The sequence below is a fragment of the Streptomyces sp. NPDC090994 genome (assembly GCF_044768905.1).
GTDB lineage: Bacteria > Actinomycetota > Actinomycetes > Streptomycetales > Streptomycetaceae > Streptomyces.
Window position 1 is genome coordinate 82,360 of the sequence record NZ_JBIVWS010000005.1, and the last position, 12,495, is coordinate 94,854.

The window sequence follows — 12,495 nt, forward strand, 5'->3', positions numbered from 1 at the left end:
GGCGCCTCCCGGACTCCGGGGGGCGCCGACCGCCACGGGCCCGCTCAGCCCACGTGCGCGGCGAGCGCCGCCTCGGTCGCCGCCGGGTCCGGGTCCTCGGCCGCCCAGGCCACGTACCCGTCGGGCCGCACCAGCACCGCCGTACGGCGCCCGCTCGCCCAGCGCTCCACCGCGAGCCGGTCCGCACGGCCGTCCCCGTCCCTCATCGCGTCCGGGGAGATCAGCACGAACCGTCCGCCGCGCAGCGCCTCGTACAGCCGTCCGCCGCCCGCGAGGGCCACATCGGGGACTCGGCGGCCGGTGAGGCGGTGGGCGCCACGCGGGGCGTCGTAGCGGTAGCCGACGCCGGCGATCTGACCGACCACCCGGCGCTGCACGGGACCCGCGTGGTCCAGTGCCGTGACCGCCGCCGACCGCAGCGCCCGCGCCCCGGGCCGGGAGGCCATGGCCAGGCGGATCATGCCGCCGCTGCTGCGCAGGACCGCCCGGCCGACGGGGTGGCGTTCGGACTGGTAGCTGTCGAGCAGGGTCTCCGGCGCCCGGCCGTGCAGGACGGCCGCCAGCTTCCAGCTCAGGTTGGCCGCGTCCTGGAGGCCGGTGTTCATGCCCTGGCCGCCGGCCGGGCTGTGCACGTGCGCCGCGTCACCGGCCAGGAAGACCCGGCCGACCCGGTAGGCCGGCACCTGGCGCTCCTCGCTGTGGAAACGCGAGAGCCAGCGGGGGTCGTGCATGCCGTAGTCCCGGCCCGTCACCCGGCGCACCAGCTCCTTGACCTCGGCCAGGTCGACCGGCTCGCTGTCGGGGACGTTGCGCTCGCGCTGCCAGCCGACGACCCGGTGGTAGCCGTCGCCGAAGGGCGCGACGACGACGAAGGCGCCCGGGACGGAGTCCCCGGTGAGCTGCGCGCCGTACTCCTCGGCGAACCGCACGTCGGCGATGACCACCGAGCGGATCACCGCACGGCCGGGGAAGGGCAGCCCGACCGCGTGCCGCACGGCGCTGCGCACGCCGTCGGCGCCGACGACGTACCGGGCGCGCAGTTCGCCGGGGTTCCCGTCCGGCCCGCGTACGGCGACGGTGACCCCCGACGGGTCCTGGCGCAGCCCGGTCACCTCCGTCTCGTACCGGAGTTCCGCCCCCGCCTCCACCGCGCGCCGCCGCAGGACCTTCTCCACCTCGTACTGCGGAACCATCAGGACGTGGTTGAAGCGGGAGGGGAGGGTGGTGAAGTCGAGGCGGAGGTCGAAGAAGCGGATGCGTTCGAGCCGGTGGCCGATCGCCTCCAGCGGTTCGGCGAGGCCGCGGGCGTCGAGCTGCTCCATGCTGCGGGCGTGCAGTCCGAAGGCTCGGGAGAGGTTGCTGATCCGAGAGGGGCGCTTCTCCACGAGGGTGACGGGGACGCCGGCGGCGGCGAGGTCACCGGCCAGGAGCAGGCCGGTGGGACCGGCGCCTACGACGATCACGGTGCCGGTACCGGTACCGGTGCCGGAGTCAGTGCCGGTGTCGATGGTGGTGTCGGGCGTGGTGCGGGGCGTGCCGTTCATGGGGAGCCTCCTGGCGACTGCTTGCCAACGACTGTTTGCCAACACGCGTTGCCAACGCTTGTTGTCACCGTAGGAGCCGCTAGAAGCCGTTGTCAACAGTTGTTGGCCTACGCCTGTTGGCCTACGCTGGAGCACATGCCAGCCACTCCCCCGCCAGCCACTCCCCCGCCAGCCGCCGATCCCTCGTCCCCCGCCGACCCGCCGCCCGCCCGCCGCTCCGACGCCACCCGCGCCGCGATCCTCGAAGCCGCCCGCGAGCGCTTCGCCGTCGACGGCTACGACCGCGCCACCATCCGCGCCATCGCACGCGACGCGCGGATCGACCCCTCGATGGTGATGCGGTACTACGGCAGCAAGGAGGGCCTCTTCACGGCGGCCGTCTCCGTGGACCTGAGACTGCCCGACGTCTCCGCCCTCCCCCGGGACGCCGTGGGCGCGGCCCTGGTCCGGCACTTCCTCTCCCTCTGGGAGAAGAACGAGGTGCTGACGGCCGTCCTCAGGGCCGGCGCCCTGAGCGCCGACGGCGCCGAGCGCACCCGGGGCATCTTCCGCGACCAGGTGCTGCCGGTCGCCCAGCGGGTCTGCCCGGACCCCGAACAGGCCCCGACCCGGGCCGCGCTGATCGCCTCCCAGCTCCTCGGGATGGCGCTCACCCGCTACGTACTGCGCATCCCGCCGGCCGTGGACCTGTCCGAAGGGGAGGTCGTGGCGTGGCTGGGCCCCACCGTGCAGCGCTACCTCACCGCGCCGAGCCCGTGAGCGTGAAGAGGGGTGCACAAGAGGGGGGCACGCCCCCTGACACACGTCGAGGGCGCCTGCCCGCGGCAGGCGCCCTCGACGGGAGGCGACCGGTGTGTCAGGCCTTGGCGGCCTTCTCCATGGTCTCCCGGGTCTTGATGTTGCGGCTGGTCACCCGGTGCTCCTCCTTGGAGCGGTCCAGGACCATGACCAGCCCCGCGATGACCGCGAAGAGCACGATCGGGGCGAAGACATAGAGGCCCAGCGTCTCGATGACGCTCAGGCCCGTGCCGGGGTCGTCACCGTCGTCGCGGGTCAGCGCGAGCGCGGGGGACGACATGAGCAGCATCATCAGCGTCGTACCGGCCGCCAGGGTGCCGGCGCGCAAGGCGTTCTTCTTGTCCACGTCCCCAAGTTAGCGAACGCCCCCCGGCCCCGCGCGCCCGGGGTGCCGTACGGCGTCGATCAGCGCGTGCAGCCGGGGCGAGGCCGCCAGCTCCTCCAGGGTCATCGGCCGGCCCTCGGCATCGGCGATCGGCAGCCGCCAGTTCGGGTACTGGTCCCAGGTGCCGGGCAGGTTCTGCGGGCGGCGGTCGCCGACCGCGTCCGGCAGCCAGACGCCGGCCATGCGGGCCGGGGTGGCGCGCAGGAAGCGGTACAGGGCCTGGACGCCGGCCTCCTCGGCGGCGGGGTCGGTGCCGCCGCCGGTGCCGTGCAGCAGGCCCAGCCGGGCGAGCAGACCGAGCCACTCCCCCGCGTCGGCCGCCGCCTCCGCCCGTTCCTCCTCGACCGGACGGGTGAGCAGGCCGAGCCGGTCGCGCAGGCCGACGTACTCGCCGGTGAGGCGGGCGGCGGTGGGCGGCAGGTCGTGGGTGGTGGCGGTGGCCAGGCAGTCCGCCCGCCAGCGGTCGGCGGGCAGCGGCCGCCCGTCGCCCTCCCAGTCCCGCTCGAACCACAGCACGGAGGTGCCGAGCACCCCGCGCTCGCGCAGCGCCTCCCGCACCCCCGGCTCCACGGTGCCCAGATCCTCGCCGATCACCACCGCCCCGGCCCGGGACGCCTCCAGGACCAGTACGGCGAGCATGGCCTCGGCGTCGTAGCGGACGTAGGCGCCCTCGGTGGGCGGCAGGCCCTGCGGTACCCACCAGAGCCGGAACAGGCCCATGACGTGGTCGATGCGCAGGGCGCCGGCGTAGCGGAACAGGGCGCGCAGCAGGTCGCGGAAGGGCGCGTAACCGGACTCCGCGAGCCGGTCCGGGCGCCAGGGCGGCAGGCCCCAGTCCTGGCCGCGGGCGTTGAAGGCGTCCGGCGGGGCGCCCACCGACATGCCCGCGGCGAAGTACTCCTGCTGCGCCCACGCGTCGGCGCCCACCGGATGCACCCCCACCGCGAGGTCGTGCACGATGCCGACCGGCATCCCGGACTCGCGGGCGGTGCGCTGGGCGTCGGTGAGCTGGGTCTCGGTGAGCCAGGTGAGCCAGGCGTGGAAGTCGACGCGGTCCCGCAGCGCGGTACGGGCGCGGGCGGTGCCGGCGGAACGGGGGTCGCGCAGTGCGGCCGGCCAGCGCCGCCAGTCGGGGCCGTGCGCCTCGGCCAGCGCGTACCAGGTGGCGTGGTCCTCCAGGGCCTGCCCCTGGGCGGCGAGGTAGTCGCAGTAGGCGGCCCGGCGGCCGGGCCCGAGCGGCACCTCGCGGAGCAGTTCCAGCGCCTCCTTCTTCAGCGCCCACACCGCGTCCCGGTCGATCAGCGCCTCCGGGCCGCTCAGCACGTGCGCGCGCAGCCGCCCGGCCCGTTCCAGCAGGCCGTCGAGACGGGCGCGGTCGCCGGCGTACCGGTACTCGGGGACGTCCTCGATCCGCAGGTGCACCGGGTCGGGGAAGCGGCGCGAGGAGGGCCGGTACGGCGAGGGGTCGGTGGGCTCGCCGGGCGCCCCGGGCACCGCGGCGTGCAACGGGTTGACCTGCACGAACCCCGCCCCGAGCGCGCGCCCGGCCCAGGCGGCCAACTCCGCGAGGTCACCGAGGTCGCCCATGCCCCAGGAACGTTGGGAGAGCAGGGAGTAGAGCTGGACGAGCAGCCCGTGGGAGCGGTCGGGCGGGGCGGGCAGCCGGGGCGGGGCGACGATCAGGTGACAGCGGGCGACGCGTCCGTCGGGCGCGGTGGCGGTGAGGCGGTGCACGCCGGGCGGCAGGCCGCTGACCCCGCTGACCTCCGTACGGGTCTCCCCCTGCTCGGTGTCGACGCCGATCCGGGTCCCCGGCTCCAGCGCGGTCAGCGCCTCGGGCACGGGACCGTCGGTCCACCACACGACGGTCGGCGGCAGCAGGGCGGCGCGCAGTTCGTCCGTGCGGGCGGCGAGCGCGGCCCGCACGCCGGCCGGGCCGCCGGCGTCGACGCCGAGGGCGGCCAGGGCGCGGGTGAGGGCGGTGGCGGAGGCCGCGACCGTGCGGTCCGGGGAGGGCCGGTACGAGGCGGCCACGCCGTACAGCTCGGCGAGCCGGGCCAGCTCCTCGGACGGGGCCGGGGGCCCGTCCGGCGGCCGGGGAGCGGCCACCTACGGCCTCGCGGGTTCCGGGACGGCGAACGAGGCGGTGCCCTGTTCCGGTACGACCGCGGTCAACTCGGGCGAGGACTCGCTGGTCAGCGGCACGACGTCGGGAAAGGGGGACTCACTGGTGAGCGGCTCGGCATCGGGCAGCGGCGGCTCGCTGGTGAGCGGCGGCTCGGCGTACGCGTCCGGCGCCCCGAACACGTCCTCGGTTTCGGCGGACTGCTCCGCCGAAGGTTTGGAGGGGGAGGGGAAGGTGAGGTGTGCAGCCACGAAGGCCTCCTTGTCGGGTACGGCCAGGGGTAATCGCAGCCCTACCCAGCAGATGCGTAACCAGACGCCCCGACCCGGCCAACGTGACCCTGGTCACACTCCCCGAGGGAGGTCACCCACCGGACCGGGACGAACGGGCCATCCCTCCCCGCCCACGCCGGGACAAAACGTCCGACGCGCCGACGCGCCCCGCCGCCCACTATTCACTCAGTACATGTACTCGGTGAATACTGAACCCCATGAGCACCCGTCACATCCTGCTGGGACTGCTCGCCTCAGGGCCGAGCCATGGCTATGACCTGAAGCGACGGCACGACGCACGCTTCCCGCAGGCCCGTCCGCTGGCCTACGGGCAGGTCTACACGACCCTCCAACGCCTGGTCCGCGACGGCCTCGCCGAGATCGACGGCACCGGCTCGGACGGCGGCCCGGAGCGGACGGCGTACCGGGCGACCGAGGAGGGCGGGCGCGAGCTGGCCCGCTGGGCCGCCGAGGTCGCACCGCCGGCCCCCCACGTGACCAACGAGATCTTCGCCAAGGTCGTCGTCTCGGCCCTGGCGGGCGGCGACCCGGCCGCCTATCTGCGCGACCAGCGCGCCGCCCATCTGGCGCGGATGCGCGAACTCACGGCCGTCAAGACGGCGCCGGGCGCGGACCTCGCGACCGTGCTCTCGGCCGACTACGCCCTCAACCACCTCGACGCCGACCTCCGTTGGATGACCACCACGGCGGCCCGGCTCACCACCCTGACCGCGGAGGTCGACGCGACATGAGGAACGGCCACACGGCAGACACGCCGGACACACCCGGCATGCCACACACACCGGATCCGGCAGCGCCACTGCTGTCCGCCCGCGGGCTGGTCAAGGCGCACGGCGGGACGCAGGCGCTGCGGGGCGCCTCGGTCGAGCTGCGGGCCGGCGAGACGGTCGCCGTCACCGGCGCCAGCGGCAGCGGGAAGTCGACACTGCTGCACTGCCTGGCCGGGATCGTCCGGCCGGACTCCGGAACGGTGACGTACGCCGGGGAGCGGCTGGAGGTGGCGACGGAGCAACGGCTGAGCGAGCTGCGCCGCACCGACTTCGGCGTGGTCTTCCAGTTCGGCCAGCTGATCCCGGAGCTGACGGCGCTGGACAACGTGGCCCTGCCGCTGCTGCTGGGGGGCAGCGGCCGGGCCGCGGCGCGGGAGCGGGCCGGTACCTGGCTGGAGCGGTTCGGGGTGCGCGGGCAGCAGGAGCTGCGGCCGGGCGAGATGAGCGGCGGACAGGCCCAGCGGACGGCGCTGGCGCGCGCCCTGGTCACCGGTCCGGCGGTGGTCTTCGCGGACGAGCCCACCGGAGCACTGGACTCCCTGGCGAGCGAACAGGTGATGACGGCGCTGACGCACACGGTCCGCGAGTCGGGCACGGCGGTGCTGCTGGTCACGCACGACGCCCAGGTGGCGGCGTACGCGGACCGCGAGGTCGCGCTGCGCGACGGCGTGGCGGCCCCGGCGGGGGTGAGCGCGTGAGCGCGTTGCGGACCGACGTCCGGCTGGCCTGGGCGCTCGTGCGCGGCACGGACCGGCGGGAGTGGTGGCGGATCGGGCTCACGGCGGCGGGCGCGGCGCTCGCCACCGGCTTCGCGCTGGCGGCCGTCCTTCTCGCCTCGCTGAGCGGGACCTACTCCGTCCCCCATTTCCACGGCCTGCTGGACCAGCCGGGCACCCGCGCCGGGATCGTCGTCGGCCTGCTGCTGTCGCTCGTCCCGGTGCTGGGTTTCCTCGGTCAATGCGCGCGGGTCGGCGCGGTCGACCGCGACCGGCGGCTGGCCGGACTGCGGCTGGCCGGGGCGACCCCGTGGCAGGTGCGGCGGATCGCGGCGCTGGAGACGGGGCCGGCCTGTCTGCTCGGTTCGGTCACGGCCACGGTCTGCGCGGTCGTGGCCGTCCCGCAGGTCTGGAACAGCCCGCCCGTGGCTGCCTGGTCGGGCTTCGCTCTGGTCGCCGTGGCGGTCCCGGCCGCCGGTGCGGCGGTGAGCGCGCTGGCCCTGCGCCGGGTGGTGGCCCACCCGCTGGGCCGGGTGCGCCGGGTCACCCCGCGCTCGGGCCGCGGACCGGGGCTGGTGTTCCTGGGCGCGCTGCTGCTGGTGGCGGTGACGGCAGCGGCGGCCGTGGCCGCGACCGGCGGCGGTACGGACGGCCGGGTCCGCTGGCAGGCGTCCGCGACCGTGTGCGCCCTGGCGGTGGCGACCGGCGCCGGCGCGGTCTGGCTGTCCGGGGCCGCCTCCCGGCTCACCGGGCGGCTGCTGGCGGCGCGGGCCCGCACGGCGGCCACGCTGATCGCCGCGGAGCGGCTGCGGGCCGACCCGTGGGCGGCTGCCCGTACCCATGCGGCGGTGCTGCTGGTGACGGTCACCGGGACGGCGTTCCTGTGCGTCCGGCACGCGCTCCTGACCGCCCTGGCGGCGGCGGAACATCCGGCCGCCGACCCGGCGTACTACAGCACCGGGCTGGACCTGACGGGCGCCGCGCTCCTCGTCGCCCTGGCCGTCGCCCTTTCCGGACTGGCCGTGGGCAGCGCCGAGTCGCTGGCCACCCGGCGCCGCACCCTCGCCGCGCAGGTCGCCGCCGGCGTCCCGCGCGCGGTCCTGAACCGGGCCCTGCTCCTGGAGACCGCCCTCCCCCTCGCCCCCGCCCTGCTGGCGGCCGGCGCCGCGGGACTGGCGATCGGCGTCTGGTACTCGGCCCTCACCGGCGTCGGCTCACTCCCGTGGACGGCCCCACTGGCCGCCCCGGCGGTCTACGCGTCCTGCCTGCTGGCCTCGGCGACGGCACTGCCGCTGCTCGGCCGCACGGTCCGGCCGGGAGAACTGCGCTACGCGTGACGCCCCGGCCCACCGGCCGCCGAGGACCCGTGGAAGCCCCCCGGACCGCATCGGTCCGGGGGCGCCCCCGTCACGCCCGTCGGCGCCCCGGGTCGTCCGTCACCAGCGATCCGGCGAACCGCCCCCAGGCCGGTGCCCCGAGCCGGACTATCGGACCGTCACCGCGGTCCTTGGAATCCCGGACGGCGACGATCCCGGGGACGTTGCGGGCTACTTCCACGCACTCGCCGCTGCCGCTGCTGTAGCTGGACGCGACGAAGTCGAAGCCGTTCATCAACGCATGTCCTCACTGACGCTCTCGATCAGCCTGAGCGAGTCCTTGGGGGCCAGGCTCAGCCGTGCGGTGCGGTCGAAGAACGAGCTGTACGTGCCGCTCTCGACCTCGTCCTCGACCCACACGGTAGCGGCGATGGTGTCGACGTGGATCACGTCGGCGGCCTCGGGCTCGGCGAACGAGACGATGCTGAAGGCTCCAGCCATACAGGCATGCCCGCCCGCGCGGAAAGGCAGCACCTGAAGGCGCACGTTGGGAAGCTGAGCCAGTTCCAGGATGCGGTGGAGCTGCGCGCGCATCACGTCGGGCCCACCGACCTGCTGTCGCAGGGCGGCCTCCCAGACAACCGCGTACAACTGGAGCGGCTCGCTGCCCACCAGGCGCTCCTGCCGCTTCATCCGCACCTCGACGACACCCTCGATCTCGTCCGGGTCCGTCCACACGCCTTCGCTGACCACCAAGGCCCTGGTGTACTCAGGAGTCTGGAGGAGGCCGGGCACGAACGCCTGTTGCCACGTGCGGATACGGCTGGCCACATCCTCCATGGAAATGTACTCCGCCAACGCCTCGGCCTGCGGGGACTGCTTCCACCACCCCTTCGCCCTGCGGCGCTCCCGGTCCAACCGGGCGAGAGCGAGGAGACGAGTCACCGCCCGCTCGTCACGCACCCCGTAGAAGTCGCAAAGCGCCCTGATGTCGGGGTCCCTCATGGGAACCCAGCCGCGCTCCATCTTGACGACCTTCGTCGCGGTGGCGGAGATGGCGGCGGCGGCCTGCTGCTGGGTACTGCCCGCCGCATCACGCAGGCGCAGCAATTCGGCGCCCAGCTTGCGGCCCAGAACCGTCGAGATCCGGTTCCCTGCGGCTTGAGTCGATCGCGTCACGGCCACATTCTCACGGTGATCCATGGCCGCGTCGAACTCCGGGGAATTTATTCCCCGTCCAGATTGCTCCCAGAGGCCCGCTTCCGTTACGTTGTGCATCCGATCGGCTACACAGCCGGCTGTCGTCACGACGGAAGCGCACCGCCCTGCCCCACAAGCCCCACGCAGGTCCGGCGAAGCCACCGTCCTGTACCAGGAGGCACGTCTCCATGACAGAACCCGCGGCGTTGCCGGAGCCGCCCCTCCACGAGGACCGCCTCGACTACACCCCCACCCAGCGCAGCGTCCCCCTCGCCCGGCGCAGAGCCGCGCGGCTCGTCGGCGAGTGGGGGCGGGCGGACCTCGCCGGGGACGTCGCCCTCGTCGTGTCGGAGCTGATGACCAACGCGCTGCTGCACGGCAGCCTCCGGGGGCGGCTCATCCGCGTGGGCGTCACGCTCGACCACCGCGTCCTGCGGGTCGAGGTCAGCGATCCGCGCGGTGAGCGGCTGCCCGGAGCGCGCACGGCGGCAGACACCGAGGATCAGTTCGGGCGGGGGCTTCTGCTGGTGGGAGCGCTCGCCACGCGGTGGGGCTGCGAGCCCCGCAGCGTGGGCAAGACCGTCTACGCCGAGTGGGACACCCCGCCCCGGCCGGCCCGTCTCCCTTACCCTGAGCACGTGGACCCCCGCGATCCCGGAGGAGCCCTGTGACCGTGACCGCCGACAGGCCCCAGATGCTCGTCACCGAGTTCGAGGAACTCGCCCGTCATGCCGCCCGGAGCACAGAAGGCGCACGGCTGGAGTTCATCAACGGACATCTCGGGGGAAAGGCCGTGCCGGACGGCGACCACGGACGCGTCATCCAGTGGCTGACACGCATCTGCATGCGGCACCGGCCCGATCTGTGGCTCGACCCCACACAGGGCCTGGCGGTCGACGCCTACCGCGAGGGCCGCGCCCGCCCCGACGGCTCCCTCGCCCCGGCGGAAGCCTTCGTCGGGCAGGGTGAGTGGGCCGACCCGGCCCCCGTCCTCATGGTCGTCGAGGTCATCTCGTACGACTCCGACACCAGCGCCCCCGACGGCGGGCGGTACGAGACCGTGCGGACGCTGCCCTTCGGCAAGGAGGTCGCGCTGCCCGAGCCGGTCGGGATCACCCTGGACACCGAGCCCCTCAAGAGCTGGGTGCGCTGAGCGCGTCCGACCCGGCGTACGCGAAGGCCCGGATCGATGTCAGGCGGAGATGCCGTCGATCCGGGCCAGGGCGTCGTCCGCGCCGTACGGCTGCAAGTACGGCAGCCAGCGCGGGTCCCTATGGCCGGTGCCGATGATGCGCCAGGCCAGGCCGGTGGGCGGGGCGGGTTTGTGGCGCAGGCGCCAGCCGATCTCGGTGAGGTGCCGGTCGGCCTTGGTGTGGTTGCAGCGGCGGCAGGACGCCACCACGTTGTCCCAGGCGTGCTTGCCCCCGCGGCTGCGCGGAACGACGTGGTCGACGCTGGTTGCGACACCACCGCAGTACATGCACCGGCCGCCGTCACGGGCGAAGAGCGCGCGGCGGGTGAGCGGAACGGGCCCCCGGTAGGGGACCCGCACGAAACGCTTGAGCCGGACCACGCTGGGCGCGGGGACGGTGACGGTCGCGCTGTGCAGGAAGGCGCCGGACTCCTCGAGGCAGACTGCCTTGTTCTCCAGGACGAGGACGAGCGCGCGGCGGAGCGGTACGACGCCGAGGGGCTCGTACGACGCGTTGAGGACCAGGACATGCGGCACGGATGGCCTCCTTGTACGCCGGCGGCGCGTGGCTCGCGCCGGGACGATCCGTGGTCAGTGTCCCCTCATGCCTGGTGGAAGCGCCACCATGTCCCGGTAACGGGCTGGGAGTGTTTTCGACCACATCTGATACATCCCCCGGACCCTGACCAGTTCAAGCACGGGTGAGCACCGTCTCTCCTTCGCTCATCCCGCCGATCCGCACATCATGCCCCGTTAGTGTGGTTGTTCCGCCCGTTCGGTGACCTTTTCGTGACCTTGGCCCGGTCCACCGGGTCCCCGGAGGGGCGGACCGCTGCTTTCTGGAGGTCCCGCCGTGTCCCCGTCCATCACGTCCGTCGCCTACGCCGCCGTCCTGGCGGCCGCCGATCCCTCACCGTCGGCCTCGTCGTCGTCCCCGTCGCCGTCCCCCTCGGAGTCGACCCCCTCGGTGCCCTCGTTCCAGGACGCCCAGGAGAGCGCGTCGAACGCCGCCGGGTGGATCGAGGAGAACTGGTCGACCTGGCTGGCGATCGGGCTGCGGGTGCTGCTGATCGTGGTGATAGCGGCGGTGCTCCGGGTGGTGGTGCGGCGGGCGATCACCAAGCTGATAGACCGGATGAACCGCACCGTGCAGACCATGGACGGCACCGCGCTGGGCGGGCTGCTGGTCAACGCCGAGCGCCGCCGGCAGCGCTCGCAGGCCATCGGGTCCGTACTGCGCTCGGTGGCGAGCTTCGTGATCCTGGGCACGGCGGCCCTGATGGTGCTCTCCACGTTCCAGATCAACCTGGCCCCGCTGCTGGCCTCCGCCGGTGTCGCGGGCGTGGCCATCGGCTTCGGCGCCCGCAACCTGGTCACCGACTTCCTCTCCGGCGTCTTCATGATCCTGGAGGACCAGTACGGCGTCGGCGACACCATCGACGCGGGCGTGGCCTCCGGCGAGGTCATCGAGGTCGGGCTGCGGGTGACCAAGCTGCGCGGCGACAACGGCGAGATCTGGTACGTCCGCAACGGCGAGGTCAAGCGGATCGGCAACCTCTCCCAGGGCTGGTCGACGGCCGGGGTCGACGTGACCGTGCGTTCCGGGGAGGACCTGGACCGGGTGAAGGAGACCATCGACGCCGTCGCCGAGCGGATGAGCAAGGAGGAGCCCTGGAACGAGCTGCTCTGGGGCCCCATCGAGGTGCTCGGCCTGGACTCCGTCCTGCTGGACTCCATGGTGGTGCGCGTCTCGGCCAAGACCATGCCCGGCAAGTCCCTCACCGTCGAGCGCGAACTGCGCTGGCGGATCAAGCGGGCCTTCGACGCGGCCGACATCCCCATCGTCGGCGGCGCCACCGCCCCGGTGGAGGAGTCCGCGCAGCCCGCCCCCGACCCGACGGCCGGCGTCGCGGCCCCCTCCGCCTACGCCAGCACCACCTCCCCGCAGTCCGCCGCGGCCGCCCCGCTGACGCCGCCCAACATCACCAAGTGACCCGCGCCGTGACCTGCGCCCGGGGAACCGGACCGGTTCCCCGGGCGTATTGATGGGCAGGGGTGGTGCGGGGGACCGGTACGAGGTCGCGTCCGTGAAGGCCGGTGCGCATCCGGGCCCGGACAGCGATACTTTGCGGTGACGGATGACCATGGGGGAGGTC

Annotated in this window: 14 protein-coding genes; 7 read left to right on the plus strand and 7 right to left on the minus strand. The window is 74.0% G+C overall.

The genetic code is table 11. The features are described from left to right. Positions 1-44: 44 nt before the first annotated feature. A complete protein-coding gene (locus ACIQR3_RS13205; protein ID WP_403537918.1) occupies positions 45-1,544 on the minus strand; it encodes an FAD-dependent monooxygenase in 1,500 nt (499 codons plus the stop codon). Between the two features lie 135 nt (positions 1,545-1,679). On the opposite strand from ACIQR3_RS13205, the gene ACIQR3_RS13210 reads away from it, so the two are divergent. Continuing rightward, the gene (locus ACIQR3_RS13210) at positions 1,680-2,303 is read left to right on the plus strand and encodes a TetR family transcriptional regulator (protein ID WP_403537920.1); all 624 of its coding nucleotides are present in this window, start codon (positions 1,680-1,682) and stop codon (positions 2,301-2,303) included. Between the two features lie 97 nt (positions 2,304-2,400). Here the strand turns inward: ACIQR3_RS13210 and ACIQR3_RS13215 are convergent, their stop codons facing one another. From ACIQR3_RS13215 to ACIQR3_RS13225, 3 genes are read right to left on the minus strand one after another with little or no spacing between them, the layout of a single operon-like run. Further along, entirely contained in the window at positions 2,401-2,688 is a 288-nt protein-coding gene (locus ACIQR3_RS13215) for a hypothetical protein (RefSeq protein WP_403537921.1), read from the minus strand. Positions 2,689-2,697: 9 nt separating this feature from the next. Continuing rightward, positions 2,698-4,836 carry a 4-alpha-glucanotransferase gene (malQ, locus tag ACIQR3_RS13220; RefSeq protein ID WP_403537923.1) on the minus strand — a complete coding sequence of 713 codons (2,139 nt, stop codon included), beginning with the start codon at positions 4,834-4,836 and terminating at the stop codon, positions 2,698-2,700. Further along, on the minus strand, positions 4,837-5,103 hold the full coding sequence (locus ACIQR3_RS13225; RefSeq protein ID WP_403537924.1) for a hypothetical protein: 267 nt from the start codon (positions 5,101-5,103) through the stop codon (positions 4,837-4,839). 239 nt (positions 5,104-5,342) lie between these two features. On the opposite strand from ACIQR3_RS13225, the gene ACIQR3_RS13230 reads away from it, so the two are divergent. From ACIQR3_RS13230 to ACIQR3_RS13240, 3 genes are read left to right on the plus strand one after another with little or no spacing between them, the layout of a single operon-like run. Beyond that, on the plus strand, positions 5,343-5,876 hold the full coding sequence (locus ACIQR3_RS13230; protein ID WP_215167658.1) for a PadR family transcriptional regulator: 534 nt from the start codon (positions 5,343-5,345) through the stop codon (positions 5,874-5,876). A gap of 38 nt (positions 5,877-5,914) precedes the next feature. Continuing rightward, positions 5,915-6,613, plus strand: a complete 699-nt coding sequence (locus ACIQR3_RS13235; RefSeq protein WP_215167657.1) for an ABC transporter ATP-binding protein — start codon at positions 5,915-5,917, stop codon at positions 6,611-6,613. Then, positions 6,610-7,968 carry an FtsX-like permease family protein gene (locus ACIQR3_RS13240; RefSeq protein WP_403537926.1) on the plus strand — a complete coding sequence of 453 codons (1,359 nt, stop codon included), beginning with the start codon at positions 6,610-6,612 and terminating at the stop codon, positions 7,966-7,968. Before ACIQR3_RS13235 ends, ACIQR3_RS13240 begins: the two co-directional genes overlap by 4 nt. A 70-nt stretch (positions 7,969-8,038) precedes the next feature. Here the strand turns inward: ACIQR3_RS13240 and ACIQR3_RS13245 are convergent, their stop codons facing one another. Both ACIQR3_RS13245 and ACIQR3_RS13250 read right to left on the minus strand, forming a co-directional pair. After that, on the minus strand, positions 8,039-8,242 hold the full coding sequence (locus tag ACIQR3_RS13245) for a DUF397 domain-containing protein (protein WP_403537928.1): 204 nt from the start codon (positions 8,240-8,242) through the stop codon (positions 8,039-8,041). Next, on the minus strand, positions 8,242-9,150 hold the full coding sequence (locus tag ACIQR3_RS13250) for a DUF5753 domain-containing protein (protein ID WP_403538428.1): 909 nt from the start codon (positions 9,148-9,150) through the stop codon (positions 8,242-8,244). The genes ACIQR3_RS13245 and ACIQR3_RS13250 overlap by 1 nt, the downstream gene beginning before the upstream one ends. A gap of 185 nt (positions 9,151-9,335) precedes the next feature. Here ACIQR3_RS13250 and ACIQR3_RS13255 point away from each other — a divergent pair, with 185 nt between their 5' ends. Both ACIQR3_RS13255 and ACIQR3_RS13260 read left to right on the plus strand, forming a co-directional pair. After that, positions 9,336-9,818, plus strand: coding sequence for an ATP-binding protein (locus tag ACIQR3_RS13255; RefSeq protein ID WP_403537929.1), 483 nt, complete (start codon positions 9,336-9,338; stop codon positions 9,816-9,818). Further along, complete coding sequence (locus tag ACIQR3_RS13260; protein ID WP_403537930.1) at positions 9,815-10,300, plus strand: Uma2 family endonuclease; 486 nt, start codon at positions 9,815-9,817, stop codon at positions 10,298-10,300. The genes ACIQR3_RS13255 and ACIQR3_RS13260 overlap by 4 nt, the downstream gene beginning before the upstream one ends. A 39-nt stretch (positions 10,301-10,339) precedes the next feature. Here the strand turns inward: ACIQR3_RS13260 and ACIQR3_RS13265 are convergent, their stop codons facing one another. After that, positions 10,340-10,876 (minus strand): HNH endonuclease, encoded by a 537-nt coding sequence (locus ACIQR3_RS13265; protein WP_189412569.1) that lies wholly within the window; start codon positions 10,874-10,876, stop codon positions 10,340-10,342. A 355-nt stretch (positions 10,877-11,231) separates the two neighbouring features. Between ACIQR3_RS13265 and ACIQR3_RS13270 the strand changes: the two genes are divergently transcribed. After that, positions 11,232-12,332, plus strand: coding sequence for a mechanosensitive ion channel family protein (locus tag ACIQR3_RS13270; RefSeq protein ID WP_403538429.1), 1,101 nt, complete (start codon positions 11,232-11,234; stop codon positions 12,330-12,332). The last annotated feature ends 163 nt before the right edge of the window (positions 12,333-12,495 follow it).

Coding starts and splice junctions, on each gene's coding strand:
- ACIQR3_RS13205 (WP_403537918.1), bottom strand. CDS start 1,544: ATGAACGGCACGCCCCGCACCACGCCCGACACCACCATCGACACCGGC.
- ACIQR3_RS13235 (WP_215167657.1), top strand. CDS start 5,915: ATGCCACACACACCGGATCCGGCAGCGCCACTGCTGTCCGCCCGCGGG.
- ACIQR3_RS13245 (WP_403537928.1), bottom strand. CDS start 8,242: ATGAACGGCTTCGACTTCGTCGCGTCCAGCTACAGCAGCGGCAGCGGC.
- ACIQR3_RS13255 (WP_403537929.1), top strand. CDS start 9,336: ATGACAGAACCCGCGGCGTTGCCGGAGCCGCCCCTCCACGAGGACCGC.
- ACIQR3_RS13250 (WP_403538428.1), bottom strand. CDS start 9,150: ATGGATCACCGTGAGAATGTGGCCGTGACGCGATCGACTCAAGCCGCA.
- ACIQR3_RS13230 (WP_215167658.1), top strand. CDS start 5,343: ATGAGCACCCGTCACATCCTGCTGGGACTGCTCGCCTCAGGGCCGAGC.
- ACIQR3_RS13210 (WP_403537920.1), top strand. CDS start 1,680: ATGCCAGCCACTCCCCCGCCAGCCACTCCCCCGCCAGCCGCCGATCCC.